Below are 24,932 nucleotides of genomic sequence, written 5' to 3' on the forward strand. Positions count from 1 at the left end.
GCGGCCTGGCAAAGCCAGCTCCGCGGGTGCACTGGAATGGCCTGCTCCGCGGCCTTCTGGTTTTGCTCCCTCTCCTGCGGACGGGCGCCCGGCCAAGCGCTTGCGCGCCTTCCCCCTGAGGGGGACGCACCTAGCGGCCTGGCAAAGCCAGCTCCGCGGGTGCACTGGAATGGCCTGCTCCGCGACCTTCTGGTTTTGCTCCCTCTCCTGCGGGCGGGCGCCCGGCCAGGTGCTTGCGCGCCTTCCCCCTGAGGGGGGACGCACCTAGCGGCCTGGCAAAGCCAGCTCCGCGGGTGCTCGCGAATGGCCTGCTCCGCGACCTTCTGGTTTTGCTCCCTCTCCTGCGGGCGGGCGCCCGGCCAGGGGAGAGCAACAGCGACCCGGCAAAGCCAGCTCCGCGGGTGGCCATAGTGGTCCGCTCGGCGGCCTTTTGAGTGGTCCACCTTCATACCTTCGGCACATATACATATATCTAAATTCATATGAATAGCCGAAGTTTCATATGGATTTAGGATTAGGAAAGCCCAATTTCTTCCAAAGCGATGAGACAATCTCGGGTTAACCCGTGTGCCGTATTGCGCCGCGGTGCTGATTTACCGCCTTCACTCTCAATCATGGCCGCTTTTGACGAAGAAACAGTTCTGACCGTTCGACACTGGACGGATCGCCTTTTCAGCTTCACCACCACGCGCAGCAGCAGCCTGCGCTTTTCTAACGGCCACTTCACCATGATTGGCCTGCGGGTGAATAACAAGCCGCTTTTGCGGGCTTACTCGATTGTCAGTGCCAACTATGAGGAAGCGCTGGAATTTCTCAGCATCAAGGTCCAGGATGGCCCGCTGACCAGCCGGCTGCAGCACATTCAGCCCGGCGACAAGGTGATCGTGGGGCATAAACCCACTGGTACCCTGCTGATCGACTATCTATTGCCTGGTAAACGCCTCTACATGTTCGGAACAGGCACGGGCCTGGCTCCGTTCATGAGCTTGATCCGGGACCCGGAGACTTACGAGAAATTCGACGAAGTCATTCTGGTTCACGGCTGCCGCCTGGTCAGCGAGCTGGCCTATCACGACTACATCACCAAGGAACTGCCTGAGCATGAGTTGCTTGGGGAAATGGTGAGCCAGCAGCTGAAGTACTACCCGACGGTCACGCGTGAACCATTTACCACGCAAGGCCGCATTCCGGACTTGATAGAAAGCGGGCAGATGGCACGTGATCTTGGCGTGCCCGAACTCAACCCACAGCTTGATCGCGTCATGCTCTGCGGCAGCCCCGAGATGCTCAAATCCATCAAGACGCTGCTGGAAGAGCGTGGCTTCCATGAAGGCAACACCACAACGCCTGGCGATTTTGTGGTCGAGCGGGCGTTCGTCGAACAATAAGGGGATTGACCCCGTGGCGCTGGCCTTTGGCTCCGCGCCACGCCCTCCTGGTCAAGCCTGCCGCCAATCCTGACGGATAGCCTTACCTGGCACGCACTTTCTCTTGCAGTCGCTGAAGCACCAAGGGTGACACGTAAGGTGCAACGTCTCCCCCTAGCTGCGAAATCTCGCGAATCAAGGTGCTGCTGACCGACTGCAGCGCCGCCGCAGGTGTGAGGAAAATGGTTTCGATATCAGGTGCCAGATTGCGGTTCATACCCGCGAGTTGGTACTCATAGTCAAAGTCTGTGACGCCGCGTACCCCGCGCACCATGACCTTGCCGCCTTGCTTGATCACAAAGTCTTTGACCAGCCCTTCAAAGGGTTGCACGCTCACATTGCCCACCCTTTGCGCTAGATCGCCAGCCAATGCCAGGCGTTCGTCCAGTGTGAACAGGGTTTTCTTGTGATGCGCTATCGCCACGGCAATGATGACGTGATCAAACAGCCCCGCCGCGCGACGCACAATGTCTTCGTGCCCCAGCGTAATGGGATCGAAGGTACCAGGGTATACGGCAATCACGCCACGACTCATCGAAGATCTCCTTGTTGGGCTGCGCAGATCAAGTCATTATGCCGGTGCGCGCTGTAGCAGATGAGCGTGCACCGCGCCAGCTTTCAAGTGCCGATGCAAGGTGAGCCCGAGGGCCTCCAGCTCGGCACCATCTGCCTGCGAAGGCGCTTCCAGGTACACCCAGCCTCCAGCCCTCACCAGGGGGGCTGCAGCCGCAAGCGCGGAACTGAACAGGTCAGCAGCAAAAGGCGGGTCCAGCAAGACCAGGTCTTTGCTGGCTCTTGGTAAGCCCCGCAAGACTGCAAGCGCATCACCGCGCTGGACTTGAACCTTCTCAGCCTTGAGTTGTTCTTTCAGCTGACGCAGTTTGGCCACCAGGGCGGCGTCCTGCTCAATGAGCAGCACATCGTCTGCCCCTCTGGACGCTGCTTCAAGCCCAAGGGCGCCGGTACCTGAAAAAGCATCCACACAGTGCCAGCCAGCCAGATCCTGGCCCAGCCAATTGAACAGCGTTTCACGCACGCGATCTGGTGTGGGGCGCAGTCCGGGTTTGTCGGCTACAGGCAAACGCGTACGCCGCCATTGGCCGCCGATGATGCGCACGACGTGGGGCGCAGCTTGGGTGCTTCTTGTTGAAGGCTTGGTGCTCATCCCTACATTGTCGTCGCCCAGGGAGACGTTAGAGCCGCCACGCTCTGCCAGCCATCTACCCGACCTCTCGCCCCTCCACAGTCAGCATGCTCTGTGTCACATAGGTACTCCCCAACCCCTGCGCGTCATACGCTACTCTGAAACCGCCAAGGTCAATCGCCTGCCGCTGCTGGAATGCAGACAGCACACTGGGCCGATCTATGGGCCCGGTCATGGCTGCCAACACCTGCTGCGTGTAGCGAGCCCCCAAATAGCCCGCCAGGCTAAGAGATGATGTGGGTTCATCGAACAAACGCGCCAAGGTGCCTCGGTAGGCCTGCACAACGGGCATCTGCGATCTCGTCAAGGGCACTACCTGGGCGCCGATGACCGGAATGGTGGGCACGGCCCCCATTTGTCTGAGAATTTGCAGATTGACTTCTGCGAGCGCCACGACGTAGCGTTGGCGCGACTGGTCCGCAAGCCCTTGTGTGAAACGGGCCAGTTCGGGAGTCCCCCCGAGGAACAGCATCACCACCGGCGACCTCGCCGACATCTGGCGCCCCAGATCGCGCGGATCATCCGCCCCTTCAAAGCCGACGACCTGCAATTTCAAGGCCGCGGCAGCATTGGCCACACTCGCCTTGTACAGATTTCGATCTCGCGAAGTTGCATAGACGGCTCCGATTTCCCGTACACCCACCATAGAGAGCGAACGAAGCGCATGCCGGATCTGCATCTGACGGTTGGCAAAAATGGGGAAGGTTCTTTCGTCTGCCTTGTCGATGTCGTGCAGCCAGGGTGCGACATGAGCGAGCGGTAGTTTGGCGGCAGCCAGATGCTGCGCCAATTGACGTGCCGCTCCTTCGGAGACGGAGCCACTGACGGCCACGATAGAAGGGTTGTCCCGCAGTTCGGCCAGACCGGCACTCCAATCCTTCGCCGTCGAATCGATTTCGAGCTTGCGGTGCACCACCGTGCGGCCACGCAGAATGTCCTGCTTGCTGAAATCCTGCCAGGCCGCCAGCGAACCGATAAAAAAGTCTTTGGCGACGTCTTGCTGTTCGATGGCGGTGTCCACGATCTGAAGTACCGTGGGAGGCTCATTCCGCGATCTGGAACCCTGAGCAAGCACGGCGGGCGCGGCCAATAGGCCGGTAGTGCCGGCCATTCCGAGGCGCAAAGCGGCACGCCGTGTGAGAACTGGGAGAGAAATCTTCATGTCAGGTACAGGTAGGCCCATCGATTCGCCGTGGAAACTCAAAACTCCAAGACGAACTTACCTACTCAACATGAAAGTTCGATGAAACCCCATTGGCGACCAAGGCCAAAAGGGCATTCAGCCATCTGGGTACTCAGGAACCAGCGCCTCCGACCACCACCGTCACCATTTTCTCGGGCTGAAGCTTGCGCGCAAAGGCCGCCTGGATGTCTGCAACGGATACTCGGCCGATCTGCTCTACCCAGGTATCCAGATAGTTCAGAGGCAAACCATTCCAGGCCATGTCGGCGACGGAATCGAGCAGCTTGGCATTGGAGTCAATGCGCAGTGCAAAGCCCCCTTGCAGATAATCTTTGGCGGCCTTCAATTCAGCTGGTGTCGGCCCCTTGGCCATGAAGTCGGCCAGCACCTGCTTGGATACGCGGATAGCTTCATCTGCCTGATCCGGGCGCGTTTGCAGCGTCAGGGTAAACGCACCCGCATGCAGCGCCGGAGAGAAGTAGCTCCCCACCGAATAGGAAAGCCCGCGCTTTTCACGCACTTCGGTCGTCAGGCGGGACACAAAGCCCCCACCGCCCAGGATGTAGTTGCCCACCAGCAGCGAGAAGTAATCGGGATCGGCTCGCTTGTAGCCCGGCTGACCAATCAAGACCTGAGCCTGAGCGGACTTGAAAGCAATTCGCTCATCCTGCGGAGCAGAGAGCGCCGCCACTTCAGGTATGGCAGGCAAGGATGGGCACGCTGCGCCAGAGCCCGAGGGCAAACGCTGAAAAAGCTCAGTCACCAAGCTTTCGGCTTGAGCGCGCGTAACCGCGCCCACCACGGTGACTTTGGCGCGGCAGGGCAATATGCCGGCGGCGTATCGGTCACGCATGTTCTCGATTGAAATCGCCGCCAAAGACTCGGGCGTTACTTCGAAGCCATATGGGTGCGTGCCATAGACCGCTTTGGAATACGCCAGTCCGGCGATGGTGCCTGGGCGAGTGCGAGACTCCTTGATAGACGCCGTCATGCGCTCGCGCTCACGTTGCCAAACGTCCTCCGGCCAGGAAGGCTCGCCCAGTTCACGGGCAGCCAGATGCACAGCTTTTTTCAAGAGATCGGGTTCCGTCAATGTGCGCAACCGAAAGCTCATGCGGTCCGAGGTGGCGCCGCCGCCGAAGCTGGCGCCAAGATCGGCCCACGCTTCGCCCAGCTGGTTTTCATCCAGCGCGGGTTCGCTGCCAGTGGCCCGCACGCCCTTCCCGGCCATCATCGCAGTCACGTCGGCCAGGCCGGCTTGAGCCCGTGTGTCGCGGCGGCTGCCCGCATCGAAATCTATGCGCACATCCACCATGGGGATGGAGGGGCTCTCCACCAGAAATACCTGAGCGCCGTTGGGCTGGCTCCAGTTCTGGATCGGGATAGCCGCCAGGGCTGAGCCAAGGAAACCGAACGCTGAGGAGATGACCAGCAATGTGCGGGCCGATGTTTTTTTAAAAAATGTCATGCTCGTTTAGTGCCTCATGCCAGCTGGCGGAGTGCGGGGCTTCTGATTCGGATCGCGCGGTTGCGGCAGCAAGGTGCCCACGGTGAGCTGGTCGTCACCGAAGTACCGCTCGGCAACGGACTTCACTTGCTCGGCAGTCACGCCTCGCAGGCGGGCAATCAAACGTTGATCCGCGTCCAGGGGCAGTCCTTGCACCCAGAGGTTTCCCAGTTCCTGCGCTTGAGCCATGACCGAATCGAGCTTGTAGATCTCTCCGGCAACCCACTGCGTCTTGACACGGGCCAGTTCCTCTTCACTGACACCTTCGCGGGCCACCCTGGCGACCTGTTCGCGCAGCGCCGCTTCCACCTCTGCGGGGGTTTTGCCCGCTGCAGGCACGCCAGAAAGCGAAAAGATTTGAGGCCCACGCCCCATCAAGCCGTTGCCAGCACCGGCCGAGTCGGCCACACGGTTGGGGCCTTGTGTCAGAGCGCGATCAAGCCGGGCGCCGCTGTAGCCGTCCAGCACGGCAGACAGCACGGTAAGGGCCAGTGCATCGTCATTGGCAGCCGTGGGCGCCACACCTTCAAGGCGAGGCACTTTGAAGTACATCGACACAACCGCCTGTTCAGCCGGCGCCTTGACTTGAATGCGCCGCATGCCCAATTGCGCGGGCTCGTCGCGCGGCTTGCGCTCAGGCACCGCACGGGCAGGAATGCTGCCGTAATATTTTTTTGCGAGAGCCAGAACCGCCTGTGGATCTACGTCGCCCACCACCACCACGGCAGCGTTGGCAGGGACATACCAGCGCTGGTAGAAAGCGCGTGCATCATCAGGTTTGAGCGAATCAAGATCGCCCATCCACCCCACTACAGGCCGCCGGTACGGAGACGCTACGAAAGTGCTGGCGTTCAGTTGCTCACCCAAGACAGCTCGTGGGTTGTCATCGGTGCGCATGCGCCGCTCTTCCTTGACGACTTCGAGCTCCTTGGCAAACTCTTCATCGCTCCAGCGGTTGTTGGCGAAGCGATCTGCCTCCAGGCTCATCACATCGGCCAACTTCGAGGCAGGTACCTGTTGGTAGTAGCCTGTGTAGTCGCGGGAGGTAAACGCATTCTCACGCCCGCCCAGGGCTGCAACGCGGCGAGAGAACTCACCGGGCTTGAGCTTTTTCGTGCCCTTGAACAACATATGCTCCAGCACATGGGCGACTCCGCTCGCACCATCGACTTCATCCATGGAGCCCACACGCAGCCACAACATGTTCACCACCGTCGGAGCGCGGTGATCCGGTTTGACGATCACCGTCAGCCCGTTGTCCAGCTTGAACTGGCTCACGGCTGTTGCAGACCGTGCAGCTTGCTGACCGGGCGGTGCCGTCTCCGAAACCGATGTCTTTTGAGCGAACACGACTGGAGGCGCCAGCAGGCTGCATGCGAGAGTCAAGCCAAGCACACGAGGGCTGACGACACGAAACAATCTTGAATTCATAGACAAGAGAGAGTAAGAACCCATGGAGAATGTTCCCTAAGAATGCATTTACGGTCTATTCGGGTCCCGGAAGCCCGGCGCCCGGAAGCCCGGCGCCCGGAAGCCCGGCGCCCGGATAGATCGCAAACACGTTCTTAGTGTGCCGGAATTCAATGCCCTTCAAACCTGTGCATGCTCCATGAAGACGCCAGGCGGGCCGCCATCGGAGACAATCCATGCATGAGTGGACAAATCGCACCCCTTGAAGCTGAACCTCGGCTGACCTCTCTCTCGCATGGCGGCGGCTGCGGCTGCAAGATTGCCCCCGGCGTGCTTTCCAGCATCTTGAAAGGCACCGGCGCCATGCCCATCCCGGCAGAGTTGCTGGTGGGCATAGAGACGTCCGACGACGCCGCGGTGTACCAACTGAATGAAACCCAGGCGCTTGTCGCCACCACCGACTTCTTCATGCCCATCGTCGACGACCCATTCGACTTCGGGCGCATTGCTGCTGCAAATGCCTTGTCAGACGTCTATGCCATGGGTGGCACACCTATCATGGCGCTGGCCTTGGTCGGCATGCCCATCAACGTTCTTTCCACTGCCACCATTGGCAAAATCCTGGAAGGCGGAGCCTCTGTATGCCGCGAGGCCGGTATTCCCATTGCAGGCGGTCACACCATAGATTCCGTAGAGCCCATCTACGGCCTGGTGGCGCTGGGCCTGGTGCATCCGGATCGGGTCAAACGCAATGCCAGCGCCAAGGAGGGCGATATGCTGGTACTGGGTAAGCCGCTGGGCGTTGGAATACTCTCGGCAGCCCTCAAGAAAAATCAGCTGAGCGCAGAAGGTTATGCGCAAATGATCGCCAGCACGACCCAGTTGAACGCTGCGGGCCCTGCCCTTTCAGTTCTGCCCGGCGTGCACGCAATGACGGATGTCACCGGCTTTGCGCTGGCAGGACATGCACTGGAACTCGCCCGAGGTGCCGGTGTCACGGTCCAGATCGACTGGCCTTCCGTGCCGGTCTTGGCGGGCGTACGCGAATTAGCTGCGCAAGGCATCATCACGGGAGCTTCTGCTCGCAACTGGGCTGCATACCAGCACGAGGTGCATCTACCAAATGGGTTTTCCGAACCGGATCGGGCACTTTTGACCGATCCGCAAACCAGCGGAGGCCTTTTGGTATCGTGCTCTCCTGCGAGTGTGGACGAAGTGCTTTCGGTCTTTCGGCAACGTGGCTTCGGCCATGCTGCAGTAGTTGGAAAAGTGACGCCAGCCAGTGAATTCTCACTGGTGGTCAAGAGCGCCTGAGAAGGTGTGAGCGATCAGGGTGCAAATCAGAGAATCAAATGTTCAGTTTCTTCCGCAAAAAAAAACCAACCCCCGCGCCAGAATCCGCGCCCGTAGAAGCGCCCGTCACTGACGTCGTTCCTTCTCCCGTTGAGTCGGCACTGGCCGCGCCGACGCCCGTCTCCTCCCCCCCACCTGTCCCCGCAGCCGTGCCCGTGCCGCCACTGGTCTCCGCTCCGGCTCCAGCGCCTGAACAGGCGCGCGTCGCACCAGTTGCAGCCTACGCCCCACCACCCTCCGCCCCCCTCGCACCGTCTCAACCCTATACACCCCCCGCGATTCCTGCAGCACTGGCTAGCGAGAGCATCTCCGCTCAGCCCGCCGTCCTGCCCGAATCATCCGCGCCTGAATTCATCACGCCCGAGCCTGTAGTTCGGACGGGCTGGCTGGATCGTCTCAAGACCGGCCTGCGCAAAACCGGGAGCAGCATCACCACTGTGTTCACGGGCACAAGAATCGATGACGCACTCTACGAAGATCTCGAAACCGCACTACTGCTGGCTGACACTGGAGTCGCTGCCACCGAGTTCCTGCTCGCGGATCTCAAGCGCCGCGTGAAAGACAGCCGCGCCACGGAGCCGGCGCAAGTCAAGATGCTGCTGCAAGAGGCCATCGAAGAAATGCTGGCACCGCTGGAAAAAGAGCTGGTGGTGGGTGAATACCACCCGACCGTCATCATGGTTGCGGGCGTGAACGGCGCCGGGAAAACGACCTCCATTGGCAAACTCACCAAACATCTGGCGGACGCTGGGGCCACTGTGTTGCTGGCCGCCGCCGACACATTTCGCGCTGCTGCGCGCGAACAACTTTCGGTCTGGGCAGACCGCAACAAGGTTGAAATCATCAGTCAGCAGGGAGCGGACCCGTCTGCGGTCAGCTTCGACGCCGTGGCCGCTGGGCGCGCACGCAGCATGGATGTGGTTCTGGTCGATACGGCTGGACGCCTGCCCACGCAGAAGCACTTGATGGAGGAGCTCAGCAAGATTCGCCGCGTGGTCACCAAAGCCGATGTGACAGCGCCGCACGAGGTCCTGCTGGTGATCGATGGAAATACAGGCCAGAATGCCCTGGCGCAGGTGAAGGCTTTCGACGCTGCGGCGCAGCTCACGGGCCTAATTGTTACAAAGCTCGACGGCACCGCCAAAGGAGGCGTGCTGTGCGCCATTGCGCGTGAGTACCCCGCTCAAGGACGCCCAATGCCGGTCTATTTTGTGGGTGTGGGGGAAAAACTGGAAGATTTGCAGACCTTCCGCGCACGTGAGTTTGCGCAGGCCCTGTTGGCATGACACCTTCTAAAACCGTGTGTGATGCTACGGATTGCAACGTATACACGCGGAGCTTGCCGCTGTAAGCCGATACACTGCATCCCATGACCGTGAACCCCTCCCGGAAACACTTGGTGCTGCTGGGCGTCGGGCGTGCAAACTTGCAGGTACTTAAAGGCTTGGCCAGACATGGAGCCGGCGAGTTCCATGCCACGCTGGTGACGCCTCACCCGTATTACATCGACAGTGCCATGCTGCCAGGCCATGTGGCCGGCGACTATGCGCTGGACGATATTCGCGTGCCCCTGGACGCCTTGGTAGAAGCCAGCGGCGCGACCTTTGTACCCGCGCATGTGCACGCCCTCGACCCTGGTACGCGCAGAGTGCAGCTTTCTAGCGGCGACGCACTTCCCTATGACGTTCTCTCCATTGATACGGAGGCAGTAATTGATCGCGAGCTGGCTGAAGCCAGCATGCCCGGTGCCCGCCGAAATGCGCTGTTCGTTCGGCCTATCGAAACCTTTGTACAACTTTGGCCCCAGCTGAAAGCCTTGTCTCAGGAGCGTGCGCTGCAGGTGTCCGTCATAGGTCAAGGCATCGCCGGGGCTGAACTGGCCATGGCAGCCGCCCACGCATTGGCTGCTCCGCACGGCACCCGTGTGACGCTCATTGCAGGTGAGGAGCCTCTGTTGGCTGAGGAATCTGCCGGGCTCAGGCGGCGTGTGCTGAACCGGCTAAAGCAACTTAACGTGACGCTCCTGCAAGATCGCTGCACTGGAATGGACGGTAAAGTCCTGGAACTGCAAAGTGGCGCCAGTTTGATCTGCGACGCCCCTCTGCTGGCAGCAGGCGCCAACCCGCCTGAATGGTTGCGGCATGCCGGCCTCCTCGAAGAAGCCACGGGCCTGCCCATGGTGAATGAGCGGCTGCAGAGCGAGCACCACCGTCAGGTATTCATCGTCCCTGAGGGTGCGTCCGCAGATATTGGCCCCCTGCTGGAAGCCAACCTGCGCACCGCCATGTTCGGCGGCTCATTCAAAAAAATACCCTTGGCCACCTCGCGTCTGCATGTCGTAGGCGGCGGGCAAGGTCACGCCATCGCCGCCTGGGGTCCTCTCAGTCTGGAAGGCCGTGAAGTCTGGAACTGGAAAGAGCGGCGCGACCGCCGGCAGTTCCAAGCTCTCTTCAGGATTTAGCGACCGCACCGCTGCGCCGCTGCCCGGCTGCAAGCCAGCATCGGGGCATGGAACGGGCGGTACTCGAGCGTGCTCACGCTTGGGTTCGCCCTGCCCCACTCCTGCATGGCGCCTGGATTCGCGCAAAATTCCCACTGGCTGCCGTATTAGAACGTGGCCGGATTGGCCTCGTCCGCAATTAAGTTCTCCCCCCACGCGGCCCAAAGCGGCCAAAATCAATCGTCTAAAACAGGGGAAAACCCGTATTCTCTATGGGGTGATGTGAAATATACTGCTTCTCAGTGAGCACTTTATTTCATCATTTTGGTAGACAGACCGCTTGTTGTTCTTATATGCGCCTCATCCGTTTTTCAAGAAAGCATGCCTTTCAATTGATAAGACAGGCGCATTCCAAACGGTGCTTCGACCAACCTGTCCGAGGAAAAGCTGCTCGTACGTCGCTCTCAGCCGAGGAGAGCCCCATTCAACTCCCAGCTACGGGGCCGGTCTACGTGTTCTTCTCTAAGGGATACTCATATGGTGACGATTCCAGAGATCAACAACAATGCGAGCACCGCACGCCATAAACTTGACACCTAAAGGAGTTCTCGCAATGAATGCATCTTCCCCTCGCTCTCCCAACCGCCGCCTCATGCTTTCCCGCGGCGCAGCACTGGCAGGAGCGAGTTCCGTCGGTCTGCTGCTTCCACAGATCGTGCGTGCGCAAAGCAATAAGATCAAAGTGGGCTTCATGCTGCCCTACACCGGCACCTTCGCACAGCTGGGTGTAGCCATCGAGAACGGCGTTCGCATGGCGATTGCCGAAAAAGGTGGCAAGCTGGGTGGCCGTGAGATCGAATGGTACAAAGTCGACGACGAATCCGAGCCATCCAAAGGCGTGGAAAACGCCAGCAAGCTTGTCCAGCGCGACAAAGTAGATGTCTTGATCGGCACCGTGCACTCCGGTGTTCAAATGGGCATCCAGAGAGTGGCGCGCGACAGCGGCGTGCTCAGCATCATTCCCAATGCAGGCGTTCACGCCGCCACACGTGCGCTTTGCGCTCCCAACGTGTTCCGCACCAGCTTCACCAACGGCCAGCCTACGCAGGCCCTGGGCAAGCCCATGATGGACAAGGGACTCAAGCGCACGGTCTGGATTTCCTGGAAATACGCCGCCGGCGACGAATCCCTGGAAGGTTTCAAGGAAGGCTACCTCAAGGCAGGCGGCACCATCATCAAGGAATTGAGCCTGCCCTTCCCGAACGTGGAGTTCCAGGCGCTGCTGACCGAAATCGCTTCGCTCAAACCTGATGCGGTGGCCTGCTTCTTTGCGGGCGCGGGTGCTGCGAAATTCATGAGGGACTATGCCGCTGCGGGCCTGAAAGAAAGAATTCCGCTCTACGGCTCTGGCTTCCTGACCGAAGGCGTGATTGAAGCCGCCGGCCCCGCAGCTGAAGGCGTGTTCTCCACCTTGCACTACGCGGATTCGCTCGACACCGCGCGCAACAAGCAGTTCCGCTCGGCCTACGCCAGCCAATTCAAAATGCAGCCTGACGTGTATGCCGTACAAGGCTACGACTCCGGCCAGCTGCTGCTGCAAGGCATGACCTCCGTCAAAGGCGACATGAGCAACAAGGCGGCTCTCTACAAAGCCCTGGAAACCACCGTCATCGACAGCCCCCGCGGCAAGTGGACCATGAGCAAGGCCCACAACCCGGTGCAGGATATTTATCTGCGCGTGGTGGAAAAAGGTGACAACAAGGTGCTGGGCGTGGCGGCCAAGGCTTTGGCGGACTCGGGCGCTGGGTGTAAGTTGTAACCAACCCCCTGAGGCGCTTCGCGCCTTCCCCCCCTGGCCGGGCGCCTTGATAAGGGGGACGCCGCTGGCGGCCTGGCAAAGCCAGCTCCGCGGCGGCCTGTAATGGCCTGCTCCGCGGCCTCTCGGGCTGGAGTTTAGGCTCCGCTCCGCGCTCGCCCTTTAGCGTGCCTTTTGGTTCGCTAAAGGCCGGACTCACGCTTGCGGTTGACGCCGGCTTTTTTGAACGAACCCGTATTGCTCTGTGGACTTCGCGAACTTCCTTATTCAGCTGCTCAACAGCGTGCAATATGGCCTGCTGTTGTTTATGCTTGCGGCCGGCTTGACGCTGATCTTCGGCATCATGGGCGTGGTCAATCTGGCTCACGGCAGTTTCTATATGCTGGGCGCGTACCTGGCGTATTCGCTCTCCGGCATGTTTGGCAGCCTGACGCTGGCCATCATCGGTGGAACGATTCTGTCGGTCATTTTCGGATTGATTCTTGAGCGAATATTGTTCCGGCACTTCTACCACCGGGACCACCTCGATCAGGTGCTGCTCACATTCGGGTTGATCTACATCTTTGAAGAGGTCAGATCGCTTCTCTGGGGCGATGATGTTCACGGCGTGACCATCCCCAACGTACTGGCCGGCTCCATTACCTTGACTGAAAATCAGTCCTATCCAGTCTACCGACTTTTCATGATGGGCATCTGTTTGTTGCTCGCTATAGGCCTTTACCTGCTCATCAATAAAACACGCCTTGGCATGAAGATTCGGGCAGGCGCCTTCAACCGCGACATGACTGAGTCGCTTGGGATCAACATCAAGCTCATTCATGCCATTGTGTTTGCCATTGGGGTAGGCCTGGCCACCATGGCTGGCATGATCGCCGCCCCTGTTTCCAGTGTGTACCCCAACATGGGTTCGCAGGTGCTCATCATGTGTTTCGTGGTGGTCGTCATTGGCGGTATTGGCTCCGTACGGGGTGCATTGATCGCCGCCATTCTGGTGGGTCTGGTTGACACGTTTGGCAAGGTTCTGCTGCCGCAAGTTGCAGGCATGCTGGTTTACATGTTGATGGCAGCTGTGCTGCTGTGGAAGCCTGAAGGGCTGTTCAAGCAATGAGCGCACCTCAATCTCACCTCGAAACTCTGCCGCGCAGCATTCAGATCGTGATGCTGCTCGGGTTCATCGCGCTCGCTGCGTTTCCCTTTGTCGGCAGCGAGTTCTACCAGCAGATGGTCGCTCGCATGATGATTCTGGCGATCTTCGCCATGAGTCTGGATTTGCTGCAAGGCGTGACCGGGCTCGTTTCTCTGGGTCATGCGGCTTACTTCGGCATTGCGGGATACACGCTGGCGTTTCTCACGCCGCAAGGCGAACCTGTCAGCCTGTGGTGGACCTTGCCAGTGGCTGTATTGGTCTCTGGCGCGGCGGCCCTGGTCATTGGCTTTTTCGTCGTTCGAACCAAAGGCATCTACTTCATCATGGTCACCATGGCGTTTGCCCAGATGGTGTTCTTTCTGTTCTTCGACAACAAGTCGTTAGGCGGCTCGGACGGGATCTACATCAACTTCAAGCCTGATGCCGGCATCTTCGATCTCGAAAACAAAGCCGTTTTCTACTATTTCACGCTGTTTTGTTTGGTAGCCGTGTACCTGTTCCTCAGGCGCCTGCTTTGGAGCCCTTTTGGCCGCACACTGGCCGGTATACGGGTCAACGAGCATCGCATGCGCGCCGTCGGCTTCGGTAGTTTCAGCTACAAGCTCACCGCCTTCACGCTCGCTGGTGCGCTGGCGGGCCTTGCGGGTTACCTGTGGGGAGCCCAGACAGGCTTCGTCAACCCGGAACTCATGGGCTTTCACAAGAGCGCCCACGTGATCATGATGATCATCCTGGGAGGCATGGGTAACTTCGCGGGCGCGATTGTCGGCGCCTTTGCGTTCGAGTTCATGCTGGAACTGTTCAAGGATCTTCCTGCCGTGGCAGGCATCAACCTGGGCAAGCACTGGCAACTCTGGATGGGCTTGTTCATTGTGCTCGTCATTTGCTTCGCTCCCAGGGGCATCTTGGGCGTGCTGCAAAAACTGACACACCGCAAAGGAGCTGGCGATGAGTGAAGTGCTCCTTTCGGCCAGGAATCTGACCAAGAAATTCGGCGGTCTGGCGGCCGTGAACGACGTGTCCGTGGATCTTTGGCGTGATCGCATTCATGTGGTCATTGGCCCCAACGGCGCGGGCAAGTCCACCCTGACCAATTTGCTTTCTGGAGATTTGCCACCTACGTCCGGAACCATCATGCTGGGTGGCCACGACATCACGCGAGCCTCACCTGAGCAGATTTCGCGCCGAGGCCTTGGGCGCAGCTATCAGAAAACGAACATATTTCTGCCCTTTACCGTGTGGGACAACGTACGTCTGGCCGCACAGTCACGCACCGCACAACAACCTTGGAATCCCCTGCGCTGGCTACAAAATGCCGCGCAGGATGCCGAGGTGAACGAGCGAGCAGAGTCCGCGCTGGAGCTTGCCGGACTCACTTCTCGGCGCACATCCATCGCAGGCGCAGCCAGCCACGGGGAGCAGCGTCAGCTGGAGATTGCCATGACGCTGGCCACCAACCCTCAAGTTCTGCTGCTTGACGAGCCTCTGGCCGGCATGGGTGTGGCAGAAGCCGAGCGCATGGTCGAGCTGCTGCTTCGCATCAAGCCGCAGCACGCCATGATGTTGGTAGAACATGATATTGATGCCATCTTCGCCCTCGCCGATCACCTGACCGTGATGGTCAACGGCACTGTCATCGCCAGTGGTTTGCCAGCAGACGTCAGAAGCGACGAAGGTGTGCAGGCCGCGTATCTCGGAGAGCATTGATGGCCCCCCTGATGGCTCACGCGCCGTCCTCGACGGGACGCCAGCGACGGGACCCAGCCCGCTCTGCGATGGCGCGCGTATGGCCTGCTCTGCGGCCTTTTGCGGATGACGGAAGTTCGCTCGGAAACCAATAGGATTTGAAATGGCTACACGTACCAATGCCAACGTACCTGATGACCCCAACGATCCACTGCGTCCGCGCAAGACCTGGGAAGAGGCGGTGGCTCAGCCTGACGATGAAGAACTGATTCGTGCCATTGGCCTGCATAGCTACTACGGTGCCAGCCATATCCTGCGCGGCATCGACTTTCACGTGCGGCGCGGTGAAACCATTGGATTGATGGGCCGAAACGGAATGGGCAAGAGCACCTTGCTCAAGTCCATCATGGGATTGGTCAAGCCTCGCGCTGGCGGCGTGCTGGTCATGGGCAAACCCATGACAGGCCGTGCACCGTACGAGATCGCCAAGCTCGGCGTGGCCTATGTACCTGAAGGACGCGGTATCTTCGGCAACCTCAGTGTGGTGGAGAACCTGAAAATGGCTGCTCGCCCTGGCACACGCGGCCAGTGTGACTGGACCTACGACCGCGTATTGGAAACATTCCCGCGACTGAAAGAGCGTCTGGGGCATGGCGGCCAACAACTCAGCGGTGGTGAGCAGCAGATGCTCACCATTGGTCGGGCCTTGATGACCAACCCTGATGTGCTGATTCTTGATGAAGCGACTGAAGGCCTGGCCCCGCTGATCGCAAGAGAGATCTGGCGCATCTGCGATGTCATCCGCCACAGTGGCATCAGCAGCGTCATCGTCGATAAAAACTGGAAACACGTCACTCAAGTGACCGACCGCAACGTCATTCTCGTCAAAGGCCAGGTAGTGTTCGAAGGCACCTCGGCGCAACTGATCGCTCAGCCTGGTCTGCTGACGCAGCACCTGGGCGTTTAAGGTGTCGCTGGCGCCTTAATAAAGGCTTGTGCTCTGACGCGCCGGAAGCGCCTGATCGTATTGCTGACCATCGATTCCGCCCTCTGTCAGAGCCTGCAGCATTTCACCAGGCGTCGGTACGCCGGCCGGTTTCGATATGTCTGACCATAGGCCCGAGCGCTGCATGGCCCGCGCACATTGGAAAAATGCGGTTTCGACAGCCACGCGTATCACACACTGCGGTCGCTTGCCCCCTTCGGCAAGACGATCCAATAGTTCGATGTCGGTGTGAATGGATGCGCGGCCATTGACCCTTAAAGTTTCACCCACTCCCGGGATGAAAAACAGCAAGCCCACGCGATCATCTGTCAGGATGTTTCGCAAGCTGTCGATACGGTTGTTGCCTCGTCGCTCCGGTAGCAGCAGGCTTTTATCGCTTTCTACAACGACAAACCCAGCCGGATCGCCTCTGGGCGATGCATCGAGCCCCCCGGGCCCGGAGGTCGCGAGGACTGCAAAGGGCGAGGCCTCAATCCATCGCCGGTAGACCGCGGGAATGAAGTTGGCCTCCTTGCGCAGCGACGCCTCGCCCACGGGGCCAAACAGCTGCTGCAATTGATCAAGCGTGGTGATGGTGTCGGACATAGGCATGCCCGCAGTTTAGAGAAAAATTGATCACCGCAAAAAATGCGTGATATGCGTTAGTGGACGATGCCTCCCCCAGAGCTGCCTCGACGAGGCGACCCCATGGGTGAACAGCGTCCTGCCCTGAGGTCGGTCGCCATAACGCGGGCCGCCCTACACGGGCCGCCCTATCTCAGCGCGCCTTAACGCGGACCGCCCTTGATTCCCAGTTGCTTGCGCCAATCATCGTCTCGGGGCATCGACGGGTTGGAGGGGCGCTCCTGGTAATACGGGATCAGGGGCACATACAAGCCATACAAGCGGCGCAGCTCGGCAATCGGTTCATTGTGCTCATCAACGCGAAGATCTACCCAGGCATAGCTGCGTTCGTTGTGCACTTGCAAGGCGGTGGAGTATTGCCCAGCCACCTGCCCTCCTGCATCTCTGCCAGCCTCCAAAGACGCCAGCAGTTTGTGCGCCAACTCACCTTGTGCGTTCTCAAATCCATCTGCCATGGCCTGGGCGACCTTGTCGTTGGACAGGCGGTTGCCAATGACCACCAGGTTGCGCCGCACGATCTGACCGGCCCATTCTTCGTTGGTGCTTCCTGTATGCGCAGCGGTTCTGCCGTCCTTATCGACCACCGAGATCTGACGCCATGGAATATTGTCCGCACCATCGCTGTCAAGCAGTTCCTTGAGCACCTTCTCTGCGGAGTAACCCATTTCAAGAAGCTTAAGACCCAGCGCTCCCAGACGCGGATCACCGTTGGCTTGCACCACCAGGCCGCCGATCTTGGCACGCACAAAAGGACACTTGGCTCCGATGGCAATGGGCCGGGTAGCGATAGCCATGCCGAACATGCCGGTTTGCTCGCAGCGAGCCAGTACTGAAAACGTCATTGGTTTGATCTCCTGTTTAGTTGGGTTTGACGTCAGCCCGACGGACGATGTCGGACCATTTGGTAATTTCTTCCTGCACATAGCGCGCGAATGCGTCGGGACCACTGCCGACCACGTCCATGCCGGATGCATCGAATCTCGCGCGGATTTCTGGCTCTGCAAGTGCCGCGCTGATCTCGCGATGAAGTCTGTCGATGAGAGGACGGGGCGTCTTTGCCGGCGCAAACACGCCGAACCACACCTCGGCCATATAGCCCGGAACACCCGCTTCGGCGATCGTTGGCGTGTCAGGCAGCGCCTTGGTGCGCTGCGCCGAAGTCACAGCCAGCAAGCGAAGCGTGCCTGCCTTCACGTGCGGCAGAACATCAACGAGGTTATGAAAACCAAGATTGACGTGCCCTGCCACGATATCTGACACCGCCGGCGCAGCCCCTTTGTAAGGTACGTGGAGCATGTCCACGCCTGTCATGACCTTGAAGAGTTCAGCGGAAAGATGCTGTGAGGATCCACTTCCTGTGGAGGCGTAGCTCAGCTTTCCAGGCCTGGCCTTGGCCAGCGCAATCAACTCTGCAACGCTATTGGCAGGGACTGAAGGATGCACCACCAATCCATTGGCCGATGACCCGACCAAGGTGACGGGCGCAAAATCCTTTAAAGGGTGATAGCTCAGTTGCGGGTAGATGCTCAGAGCTGTGGCATGGGTGGGAGAGCTGCCCATCACAAGGGTGTAGCCATCAGCCGGTGAGCGCGCCACCTGACTGACGCCCAGCGTGCCAGAAGCACCAGGCCTGTTTTCGACAATGACAGGCTGGCCCAATGTGGTGGTCAGTCGCGTGGCGATGAGCCGTGAAAAAGTGTCGTTGCTTCCACCTGCGGGCCACGGGCTGATCAACTTGACCGGGTGTGCAGGCCATACCTGTGTTTGCGGTTGCGCTTGAGCCTGCGCAAGCCCGACAGTGGCTAGCGTGCAAGCCAGCCCCGCAAGGAACATGCCGAGTTCACGGCGAAGAGTGAAAGCAGATTTACACGCTGACATCGAGGACCTCCTTGGAGAAGAACGAACCTGTCCCATCACGGCCTCACCTCACGCGCACGCCAAGCCTTTGTCCGAGAGCCTTCCGGTCCTCCAAGGGCGGGCAAACAGGGTGTGAGATGCAGGCTTTTTAATGGTCTGACCATAGTGTATTCCCAAAGAAATGGAATGTGCAAGCCCCCTGTTCTCAAGTTTTTTTGCATTCCCACCGAACCGTCTGCAGGACCGGGTCACATCGAACGAACACGTTCAGAAGCTATCCAAACGCAGCATGAGAATCTCGGCATACACTGCCAACACGTGTTGCGTTGAGATGGAGAAAGACATTGCGAACGACTGATGAGGCGGCGGAAAAAGTAAGAGCGCTGTTGTTCAACGGCGCCCTCCGTCCCGGCGATCGACTTCCAGCCGAACGTGAACTGAGTACCTTGCTGGGCATCGGCCGGTCCGCTCTGCGCGAAGCGCTCAGAGCGCTGGAGACGGGCGGCTTGCTGGAGACTCGGCTGGGAAAATACGGAGGAACCTTCATCACTGCGGGCAAGGCAAGCGTGGTCTCCGGCGCCATGTCGGACCTGCTCAGGCTCAGCAGCATTTCCATTGCCGAACTGTTCGAAGCTCGCCAGTGGATTCAAGGTTCGCTGATGCCCGCCGCCATTGAAAGGCTGACTGAAGAGCAGATCGACGCCCTGGAAGACAACGTAAACCAATCTGCTGCGGCTCATGACGAGGGCCGATCGGAAGATCGCATCCGCATCAACGTGGAGTTTCACAACATGTTGGCTGAAGCCGCAGGCAATCCGGTGGCAGTCATCGTGGTTCGCGGTCTGACGCAGGCCTGGCAAGAGCTGATGGCAGAGGTGGGTTCGGAGCAGGTTTCGGGAGGCGTCGCGTTCAGGCGTGAATTGATCAAAGCGCTACGCGCGAGAGATGAACAAGGTGCCGTCAAAGCCCTATCAAAGATTCTGCGAACATCAGAGGCTCTCTACAAGGAGCTGGCCAAACGCAGAGCGCAGGAACTCATCAACTCCGCGGCCATCAATCCTCCACCCAAACGCAGCAAGACCACTGCCAGCGCATTCAAGGCCTGACATCAGCTCTGCTTTCGGTTGGAGGTGGTTAAGAAAAATCCGAATACTTGCCATAGGCATTCCGTACTAAGGGTTTTCACTTTAACTCCGCATGCGTACCAAAGGTAGTTAACGCTAACTTCATTGCATCCTATCGTTCACAAAAAACCTTTACACGACAAGCACCTACAAGGGTTACCACGAAGATGGCACCCGTTTTGTGAAGCCTAGACTTGGAAACTTAAAAGTCATCAGGGAGTTTTCATGTTTGGTAGTCGTCGTTTTTCTTTGGTTATTGCAAGCTTGTTGGCAATGAGCGCAGCAGGAGTTCAAGCCGTCACGATCACAACACCCTCGGGCATTGCAACCAGCCCGGATCCAGAGGCTGATCAGCAGTGGTACAGAAGCGCTTCGGCGGGAGGCACCACAGGAATCACAGCGGATTACGCTCGAAGCGGTAATGGGTCCATCCTGATGACGTCCCCCGATGGCAGCGGATCTGCCGAATGGACTTACAGCGCCTCCAGCGCAAGCAGTTTCGGGACCCTGGGAACGCTGACGCAATTCACGTCCGGGCAATATGACTGGTACCGGGATGCCAGTAGCACCAACCCGACAGCGCAAGCCCCGTCTTATGCTCTTTTGATCGACGCCGATGGAAACGCAACGACGACGGGTGACCGCTCGTATTTGATATTCGAGCCCTACTATCAAACCAACACAGATCCGGCCACCAACACCTGGGTGACCTCCACCATCAATGCCTCATCCATCATGTGGACACCGAGTCTGTCTGGGTACTGCGCATTCTCTTTGTTTGCCACTGGAGGTACGTGCAATGGCTCGGCTTCTCCGTTCAGCGGTGCCAGCGTGGTGATCGCGGTCGTACCTTACATAGGGTCCGGATGGAACGGAGTGTTCCGCGGCGCGGTCGACAACGTCGCCTTCACCACAACCCAGTCCGGGGGAAGTTTTTCTGCCAATTTTGAGTTGGCGGCGCCGCCTGCACCGGCAGCCGTCACTGCCGTGCCCACACTGCAAACCTGGGGCCTGATGCTGACGGGCCTGCTGCTCGCTGGTGCAGCCAGCCGACGCAGCAGGAACAAACGCAAAAGCAGCTAATGAACGGATTTGCTGAGCCTGAGAAATCGCGTTCGGCTTCCTTTCGAGCGGCGACTTGGGCTGCTTCTTTAGCTGTTATTTGCCGCGCACCATTTGCATGATCTTGGCGGTGTTCAACCCCCGCGACATTTCCTGCATCTGCGGCAGGTACTGCGTTTGCAGTTGTTTACCATCTGCCATGACGTGCTGGTAGGCGTTGCGCAGCATCTGGGTGCTCAAGGTGCGCCCACCTGCATAGTACTGGTTGGCGACATGCCCTAAAGCATAGGTAGAGGCAAAGCTCATACCGCTGCTGACGGCCTGTCTACCCAGGCCTCCGAGCATGCCCTTGCCCAGTATGCCGGAGAGCAGGCGACGGCCCGCTTGTTCCAGGTACTGCGAGGTCAGGCCCACGCCGAGCGTCGCCAACAAATCCTTGATATGACCGCTATCGAGTTCATAGCCGTAACTCTGCCCCACCTGATAGACCATTCGCATCTGCAGAGGAATGATGGCCAAGGTGGATAGATTTTCTGGCAATAGCTCGATAGCGCCGTTTACGATGGAAGCATTGAGGATCTTGCGGTCCATTTCCGCCACGGACAGCGTTCCAGTTCGGCGCGCAGCATCTGCCGTGGGCAATTCATCAACGGCATTAGGGTGTGGCGCGTCCTGCCCAGCCTTGACCGCTTCAGGCAAAGCTGCCGCAGCTCCCACGGCCAAGGGGGCAGCGGCGATGGCATCGGCCTGTGCGACAAATTCAGTCGTTGCCTGACCCAGGCCTTGCTTCAGGTTGGCCAGGAACACCTGTTCCTGCGCACTGGTCTGTCCATCGGCTTCGCATACGCAGACAGCCATTTCGTAAGCCAGCTGACGCGATTGCGGACTGGTCAACCGGGGCAACACGTCAGCCAGCTGAACGCGGCGCAGCAGGACTTCCTGATAAAGGCCAGGCAGATTGATCTGCTGGTCCTGCGCCAAGCCTTCGGCCACCTGCCTGATCTGCTCACGTTCACGGTCGTGCTTGTCACCGTCTGCATAGGAAGCCAGGAGGCAGATGGTAAGGATGGCGCGGATTTCTTCGGTGCTCATTAATTTCCTTGATGAATCAAATGGTGCTGCCGAAATTGGCAATCACGTACAGACACGAAAACAAGAAGACGCTTCATAGATCTCCGGGCGGCTGTAAGGTTCCATGCGCCCTGGCTCCCATGTGTCATGCTTTGCAGCAGAGAGTAAGCATGCTGCGCAAGAGGGGTCACCGTTGTACTGATTAGCTGGCACCGACGGTGCCAGGGTAAGTCTGCAAACTATTCAACCCTTGATTTGGGGCCACATGTGCAGCTTATCAAGGCAGCAGCGCCATGCGATCCACTTCAAATTCTGTCTTGCGTATGCCTTTGTCAAACTCACCCAGAAGCTCCACGCGGTGCTCTGCATTGATGCTCTGGCCAGCAGGAAATCTGTCGTCGTCGATCTCGACGGTGATGCGACCCGTTGCGTCCTCAAAGGTATAGCGGTCTCCGCCATTGTGCGAAACAATGCGGCCTTGCAGACGGGCGTGCTGATCATCGCGCCCCGTGTCCAGCAGCTGCTTGACGGTCATGAGCGGCACAGCGCTCGGGCCGGAATAGGTGCCTGCAGCTGCGGGCTTGTTGGAACTGCTGGGCCCGGTGTAGCTGGCAGACTGGGCAATCGCCACAGAGGCTCCCAGGGCCAAAACGACTGCAGCGGCAAATGCGGATAGGGCTTTATGCATGATTCAACTCCTTGTGCTTGGTAAAGTCATCCCGCCAATCGCGGAATGACTCCATTGGAGCGGCCCAACATGAAGGCAATCTGAAGGCAGCAGAAAAGTACTTCTCCCTAGGAACGTGGCGGAAAATCCAACACCACACTCAAGCCCCGGCCGTCCAGCCCATCCTCAAAGCGCAGTGATGCGCCATGCAACTCTGCAATGCGCGAGACAATGGACAAGCCCAGACCGTTGCCGGTTTTACCAGTGCCCAAAACCCTGAAGAAGCGCTCACCCAGGCGTTCGCGCTGATCTGCAGGGACACCTATGCCGTCATCACGCACGGCCAGACGAACACCTCCGTGCGCAAGCTTCGTCGTCTCAATACGCACCCGGCCCCCTTGCTGACCGTAGCGCACTGCGTTGTCAAACAAGTTGCGCAATGCGCTCGCTGCCAAGGTGGGTGAAGCCCAGATGTGAGGCTCCGCAAGTGATCGCTCCAGCCTCATTCCCAAGGCATGCGCACTTTCCAGATTCAGGCTGCCTAGCAACGCATGCAAATCTACCATCGCCATGTCGGGTGGGGAAGATTGTGGCTCCAGCCGAGCAAGTGCCAACAGGCTTTCTACCAGGGCCGTGCACCGATCCAGATCCGCGCGAAGTTGTTCAAGGTGCGAGCCAGGGAGCTTGAGTTCTCGTTGAATGAGCTGTACTCGCATGCGCAGCGCCGCCAAGGGAGTGCGCAATTCATGAGCCGCATCAGCCGTGAATCGGCGCTCGCTGCTAAGTGCCATCCCTAAACGCGCCAGCAATGCATTGAGCGCGTCCAGAATGGATTGAAGTTCACGAGGAGAATTGTGTGCCTGCACAGGCGTTAAGTCATCCGTCGACTTGGCGCTGATTTGAAGCGCCGCATGTTCCAGCGGCCTCAGAAGGCGACGAATCAGCAACCAGCTCAGGAACCCAAGCAAAGCCAACAGACCCAACGCGGGCCACGCCAGGCTTTCGGCCATGTCCGCCAGCAACTCCAGGCGTTCCTCCATAGGTTGGCCAACCTGCGCAGTGACGCCCCCTTCTCCAGTGCGCGCATGTACACGCCAGAGCTTTCCGTCCACCCAGACTGTGGTTTCTTCCTTGTGCTTGGGGTTTGCAAGAAAAGCTTCCTTGGGGGTGTCTTCACCTCGCGTGATGACGCGGCCATCGGCTGCCACCAGCTGGTAGTAAATGCGAAGCTTCAGCTCTTGGCCTCGCGCAAGATCAGGTTCTTGACCCCGCTGGACATCGCGCTCTCCCTGCAAGCCAAGTTGCAGCACCAGGCGAGCGCCCTCTTCCAGCGCATCGTCGAACACTTCGCTGGTGGCGACCCAGGCAACGCCCACCACAATGGCAAGGCTCACCAGCCACAGGCTGATGCTGGTGCCCATCACCATCAACAACAGCCGTCGCCGCAGCGACCAGGCGGGGCGCGTTGGCGTGCCCTTCTCAGACTTCAGCCCACTTTGGCCGGCCCACTTTTTGAAGAGCTTCATGCCGGTGCCAATCCATACCCCTGGTTGCGCACCGTCACGATGAATCGGTTGCCCAGTTTCTTGCGCAAGTTGTAGATATGGACCTCGATGGCATTGCTCTCAACTTCTTCTCCCCAGCCATAGAGTGCTTCTTCCAATTGCGCGCGGCTCAAGATGTGGCCAGGCCGACGCATCAAGGCTTGCAAGACGGCAAACTCGCGTGCGGTCAGCGTCAACAGCTCACCGTTGAAGCTCACGCGCTTGGCGGCGGGGTCGAGCTCTACGGAGCCATGCCGGAAAACCGGAGCAGCCTGGGCCGAGCTGCGGCGCAATGCCGCCCGAACCCGTGCGGAGAGTTCTTCCAGATCAAAAGGCTTCACCAGGTAATCATCAGCGCCCAGATCCAGCCCCTGCACCCTGTCCGCCAGGGTATCCCGCGCCGTGATAACGATCACAGGCATTTGCGCATTGGGCGCCCCGGCAGCCCGCAGGGCGGTAAGAACGGCATCGCCATCCAGGCCGGGCAAACCCCGGTCCAGCAGGACACATTGGTATTCATGGGTCGCTAGTGCAACAGCAGCCTGATCACCGCGTGTCAGCCAATCGACCGCATAGCCATCCATCTGCAGCCAGGCCTGCAGCGAGCCGCCCAGGGAAGGATCGTCTTCAATCAGGAGGAGTCTCATGCAGTGGAGCCTAGAGTATGAAGATGAAGCAGAACTGAAGCCCTCCATCCGCCGCGTGCTTTGACCGCGGCCTGGAACGTCACCCCCGACTTGCATGCAAAGAACTCAAGGCGGCGAAGCTGCCATTAGCCTCCCGCCTGATTGCTGTGACCTCTCC

Annotated in this window: 23 protein-coding genes; 11 read left to right on the forward strand and 12 right to left on the reverse strand. The window is 59.2% G+C overall.

The genetic code is table 11. The annotated features are described in order from the left end of the window. The first annotated feature begins 614 nt into the window (after nucleotides 1-614). A complete protein-coding gene (locus ABIE13_RS26710) occupies nucleotides 615-1,388 on the forward strand; it encodes a ferredoxin--NADP reductase (RefSeq protein WP_354449217.1) in 774 nt (257 codons plus the stop codon). Between the two features lie 82 nt (nucleotides 1,389-1,470). Here the strand turns inward: ABIE13_RS26710 and coaD are convergent, their stop codons facing one another. The 5 genes from coaD to ABIE13_RS26735 all read right to left on the reverse strand — a co-directional run bounded on the left by coaD (nucleotide 1,471) and on the right by ABIE13_RS26735 (nucleotide 6,752). After that, nucleotides 1,471-1,962, reverse strand: a complete 492-nt coding sequence (coaD, locus tag ABIE13_RS26715; protein ID WP_354449219.1) for a pantetheine-phosphate adenylyltransferase — start codon at nucleotides 1,960-1,962, stop codon at nucleotides 1,471-1,473. Between the two features lie 36 nt (nucleotides 1,963-1,998). Then, a complete protein-coding gene (gene rsmD / locus ABIE13_RS26720; protein WP_354449221.1) occupies nucleotides 1,999-2,592 on the reverse strand; it encodes a 16S rRNA (guanine(966)-N(2))-methyltransferase RsmD in 594 nt (197 codons plus the stop codon). Nucleotides 2,593-2,647: 55 nt separating this feature from the next. Beyond that, entirely contained in the window at nucleotides 2,648-3,793 is a 1,146-nt protein-coding gene (locus tag ABIE13_RS26725) for an ABC transporter substrate-binding protein (protein ID WP_354449223.1), read from the reverse strand. A gap of 133 nt (nucleotides 3,794-3,926) precedes the next feature. After that, the gene (locus ABIE13_RS26730; RefSeq protein ID WP_354449225.1) at nucleotides 3,927-5,282 is read right to left on the reverse strand and encodes a M16 family metallopeptidase; all 1,356 of its coding nucleotides are present in this window, start codon (nucleotides 5,280-5,282) and stop codon (nucleotides 3,927-3,929) included. Between the two features lie 6 nt (nucleotides 5,283-5,288). Further along, complete coding sequence (locus ABIE13_RS26735; protein WP_354449227.1) at nucleotides 5,289-6,752, reverse strand: M16 family metallopeptidase; 1,464 nt, start codon at nucleotides 6,750-6,752, stop codon at nucleotides 5,289-5,291. Between the two features lie 219 nt (nucleotides 6,753-6,971). Here ABIE13_RS26735 and selD point away from each other — a divergent pair, with 219 nt between their 5' ends. From selD to ABIE13_RS26775, 8 genes are all read left to right on the forward strand, one after another. After that, nucleotides 6,972-8,045, forward strand: a complete 1,074-nt coding sequence (selD, locus tag ABIE13_RS26740; protein ID WP_354449229.1) for a selenide, water dikinase SelD — start codon at nucleotides 6,972-6,974, stop codon at nucleotides 8,043-8,045. Nucleotides 8,046-8,083: 38 nt separating this feature from the next. Further along, a complete protein-coding gene (gene ftsY / locus ABIE13_RS26745; RefSeq protein WP_354449231.1) occupies nucleotides 8,084-9,370 on the forward strand; it encodes a signal recognition particle-docking protein FtsY in 1,287 nt (428 codons plus the stop codon). A gap of 83 nt (nucleotides 9,371-9,453) precedes the next feature. Then, nucleotides 9,454-10,545 carry an NAD(P)/FAD-dependent oxidoreductase gene (locus tag ABIE13_RS26750; RefSeq protein WP_354449233.1) on the forward strand — a complete coding sequence of 364 codons (1,092 nt, stop codon included), beginning with the start codon at nucleotides 9,454-9,456 and terminating at the stop codon, nucleotides 10,543-10,545. Nucleotides 10,546-11,137: 592 nt separating this feature from the next. Then, nucleotides 11,138-12,343 (forward strand): ABC transporter substrate-binding protein, encoded by a 1,206-nt coding sequence (locus ABIE13_RS26755; protein WP_354449235.1) that lies wholly within the window; start codon nucleotides 11,138-11,140, stop codon nucleotides 12,341-12,343. 241 nt (nucleotides 12,344-12,584) lie between these two features. Next, nucleotides 12,585-13,448, forward strand: coding sequence for a branched-chain amino acid ABC transporter permease (locus ABIE13_RS26760; RefSeq protein ID WP_354449237.1), 864 nt, complete (start codon nucleotides 12,585-12,587; stop codon nucleotides 13,446-13,448). Continuing rightward, complete coding sequence (locus tag ABIE13_RS26765) at nucleotides 13,445-14,443, forward strand: branched-chain amino acid ABC transporter permease (RefSeq protein ID WP_354449238.1); 999 nt, start codon at nucleotides 13,445-13,447, stop codon at nucleotides 14,441-14,443. Before ABIE13_RS26760 ends, ABIE13_RS26765 begins: the two co-directional genes overlap by 4 nt. After that, nucleotides 14,436-15,194, forward strand: coding sequence for an ABC transporter ATP-binding protein (locus ABIE13_RS26770; RefSeq protein WP_354449240.1), 759 nt, complete (start codon nucleotides 14,436-14,438; stop codon nucleotides 15,192-15,194). Before ABIE13_RS26765 ends, ABIE13_RS26770 begins: the two co-directional genes overlap by 8 nt. A 142-nt stretch (nucleotides 15,195-15,336) precedes the next feature. After that, nucleotides 15,337-16,140, forward strand: coding sequence for an ABC transporter ATP-binding protein (locus ABIE13_RS26775; protein WP_354449242.1), 804 nt, complete (start codon nucleotides 15,337-15,339; stop codon nucleotides 16,138-16,140). Between the two features lie 15 nt (nucleotides 16,141-16,155). Here ABIE13_RS26775 and ABIE13_RS26780 read toward each other — a convergent pair whose 3' ends face one another. The 3 genes from ABIE13_RS26780 to ABIE13_RS26790 all read right to left on the reverse strand — a co-directional run bounded on the left by ABIE13_RS26780 (nucleotide 16,156) and on the right by ABIE13_RS26790 (nucleotide 18,681). Beyond that, nucleotides 16,156-16,764, reverse strand: coding sequence for a pyridoxamine 5'-phosphate oxidase family protein (locus tag ABIE13_RS26780; RefSeq protein ID WP_354449324.1), 609 nt, complete (start codon nucleotides 16,762-16,764; stop codon nucleotides 16,156-16,158). Between the two features lie 182 nt (nucleotides 16,765-16,946). After that, nucleotides 16,947-17,645: a DUF1028 domain-containing protein gene (locus tag ABIE13_RS26785; RefSeq protein WP_354449244.1), complete on the reverse strand. Its 699-nt coding sequence runs from the start codon at nucleotides 17,643-17,645 to the stop codon at nucleotides 16,947-16,949. A gap of 16 nt (nucleotides 17,646-17,661) precedes the next feature. After that, nucleotides 17,662-18,681: a tripartite tricarboxylate transporter substrate binding protein gene (locus tag ABIE13_RS26790; protein ID WP_354449246.1), complete on the reverse strand. Its 1,020-nt coding sequence runs from the start codon at nucleotides 18,679-18,681 to the stop codon at nucleotides 17,662-17,664. A gap of 323 nt (nucleotides 18,682-19,004) precedes the next feature. On the opposite strand from ABIE13_RS26790, the gene ABIE13_RS26795 reads away from it, so the two are divergent. Both ABIE13_RS26795 and ABIE13_RS26800 read left to right on the forward strand, forming a co-directional pair. After that, nucleotides 19,005-19,766 (forward strand): FadR/GntR family transcriptional regulator, encoded by a 762-nt coding sequence (locus ABIE13_RS26795; RefSeq protein WP_354449248.1) that lies wholly within the window; start codon nucleotides 19,005-19,007, stop codon nucleotides 19,764-19,766. Nucleotides 19,767-20,009: 243 nt separating this feature from the next. After that, nucleotides 20,010-20,867 (forward strand): hypothetical protein, encoded by an 858-nt coding sequence (locus tag ABIE13_RS26800; protein WP_354449249.1) that lies wholly within the window; start codon nucleotides 20,010-20,012, stop codon nucleotides 20,865-20,867. A gap of 75 nt (nucleotides 20,868-20,942) precedes the next feature. On the opposite strand, the gene ABIE13_RS26805 is transcribed toward ABIE13_RS26800, so the two are convergent. The 4 genes from ABIE13_RS26805 to ABIE13_RS26820 all read right to left on the reverse strand — a co-directional run bounded on the left by ABIE13_RS26805 (nucleotide 20,943) and on the right by ABIE13_RS26820 (nucleotide 24,775). Then, complete coding sequence (locus ABIE13_RS26805) at nucleotides 20,943-21,938, reverse strand: YcjF family protein (protein ID WP_354449251.1); 996 nt, start codon at nucleotides 21,936-21,938, stop codon at nucleotides 20,943-20,945. Between the two features lie 256 nt (nucleotides 21,939-22,194). Beyond that, nucleotides 22,195-22,605, reverse strand: coding sequence for a YgiW/YdeI family stress tolerance OB fold protein (locus ABIE13_RS26810; protein WP_354449253.1), 411 nt, complete (start codon nucleotides 22,603-22,605; stop codon nucleotides 22,195-22,197). 107 nt (nucleotides 22,606-22,712) lie between these two features. Beyond that, complete coding sequence (locus tag ABIE13_RS26815) at nucleotides 22,713-24,110, reverse strand: sensor histidine kinase (RefSeq protein ID WP_354449255.1); 1,398 nt, start codon at nucleotides 24,108-24,110, stop codon at nucleotides 22,713-22,715. Next, entirely contained in the window at nucleotides 24,107-24,775 is a 669-nt protein-coding gene (locus ABIE13_RS26820) for a response regulator transcription factor (protein ID WP_354449257.1), read from the reverse strand. The genes ABIE13_RS26815 and ABIE13_RS26820 overlap by 4 nt, the downstream gene beginning before the upstream one ends. Nucleotides 24,776-24,932 lie beyond the last annotated feature (157 nt).

Source organism: Ottowia thiooxydans (assembly GCF_040548795.1).
In the GTDB taxonomy this organism is placed as follows: Bacteria; Pseudomonadota; Gammaproteobacteria; order Burkholderiales; family Burkholderiaceae_C; genus Ottowia; species Ottowia thiooxydans_A.

What these genes read in the sequence shown, in the direction of transcription:
- ABIE13_RS26765 (WP_354449238.1), top strand. Translation starts at nt 13,445, where the DNA reads ATGAGCGCACCTCAATCTCACCTCGAAACTCTGCCGCGCAGCATTCAG.
- ABIE13_RS26735 (WP_354449227.1), bottom strand. Translation starts at nt 6,752, where the DNA reads ATGAATTCAAGATTGTTTCGTGTCGTCAGCCCTCGTGTGCTTGGCTTG.
- ABIE13_RS26815 (WP_354449255.1), bottom strand. Translation starts at nt 24,110, where the DNA reads ATGAAGCTCTTCAAAAAGTGGGCCGGCCAAAGTGGGCTGAAGTCTGAG.
- ABIE13_RS26780 (WP_354449324.1), bottom strand. Translation starts at nt 16,764, where the DNA reads ATGTCCGACACCATCACCACGCTTGATCAATTGCAGCAGCTGTTTGGC.
- coaD (WP_354449219.1), bottom strand. Translation starts at nt 1,962, where the DNA reads ATGAGTCGTGGCGTGATTGCCGTATACCCTGGTACCTTCGATCCCATT.
- ABIE13_RS26790 (WP_354449246.1), bottom strand. Translation starts at nt 18,681, where the DNA reads ATGTCAGCGTGTAAATCTGCTTTCACTCTTCGCCGTGAACTCGGCATG.
- ABIE13_RS26820 (WP_354449257.1), bottom strand. Translation starts at nt 24,775, where the DNA reads ATGAGACTCCTCCTGATTGAAGACGATCCTTCCCTGGGCGGCTCGCTG.
- selD (WP_354449229.1), top strand. Translation starts at nt 6,972, where the DNA reads ATGAGTGGACAAATCGCACCCCTTGAAGCTGAACCTCGGCTGACCTCT.
- ABIE13_RS26785 (WP_354449244.1), bottom strand. Translation starts at nt 17,645, where the DNA reads ATGACGTTTTCAGTACTGGCTCGCTGCGAGCAAACCGGCATGTTCGGC.
- ABIE13_RS26730 (WP_354449225.1), bottom strand. Translation starts at nt 5,282, where the DNA reads ATGACATTTTTTAAAAAAACATCGGCCCGCACATTGCTGGTCATCTCC.
- ABIE13_RS26725 (WP_354449223.1), bottom strand. Translation starts at nt 3,793, where the DNA reads ATGAAGATTTCTCTCCCAGTTCTCACACGGCGTGCCGCTTTGCGCCTC.
- ABIE13_RS26805 (WP_354449251.1), bottom strand. Translation starts at nt 21,938, where the DNA reads ATGAGCACCGAAGAAATCCGCGCCATCCTTACCATCTGCCTCCTGGCT.
- rsmD (WP_354449221.1), bottom strand. Translation starts at nt 2,592, where the DNA reads ATGAGCACCAAGCCTTCAACAAGAAGCACCCAAGCTGCGCCCCACGTC.
- ABIE13_RS26800 (WP_354449249.1), top strand. Translation starts at nt 20,010, where the DNA reads ATGTTTGGTAGTCGTCGTTTTTCTTTGGTTATTGCAAGCTTGTTGGCA.
- ABIE13_RS26810 (WP_354449253.1), bottom strand. Translation starts at nt 22,605, where the DNA reads ATGCATAAAGCCCTATCCGCATTTGCCGCTGCAGTCGTTTTGGCCCTG.
- ftsY (WP_354449231.1), top strand. Translation starts at nt 8,084, where the DNA reads ATGTTCAGTTTCTTCCGCAAAAAAAAACCAACCCCCGCGCCAGAATCC.
- ABIE13_RS26755 (WP_354449235.1), top strand. Translation starts at nt 11,138, where the DNA reads ATGAATGCATCTTCCCCTCGCTCTCCCAACCGCCGCCTCATGCTTTCC.
- ABIE13_RS26710 (WP_354449217.1), top strand. Translation starts at nt 615, where the DNA reads ATGGCCGCTTTTGACGAAGAAACAGTTCTGACCGTTCGACACTGGACG.
- ABIE13_RS26775 (WP_354449242.1), top strand. Translation starts at nt 15,337, where the DNA reads ATGGCTACACGTACCAATGCCAACGTACCTGATGACCCCAACGATCCA.
- ABIE13_RS26770 (WP_354449240.1), top strand. Translation starts at nt 14,436, where the DNA reads ATGAGTGAAGTGCTCCTTTCGGCCAGGAATCTGACCAAGAAATTCGGC.
- ABIE13_RS26750 (WP_354449233.1), top strand. Translation starts at nt 9,454, where the DNA reads ATGACCGTGAACCCCTCCCGGAAACACTTGGTGCTGCTGGGCGTCGGG.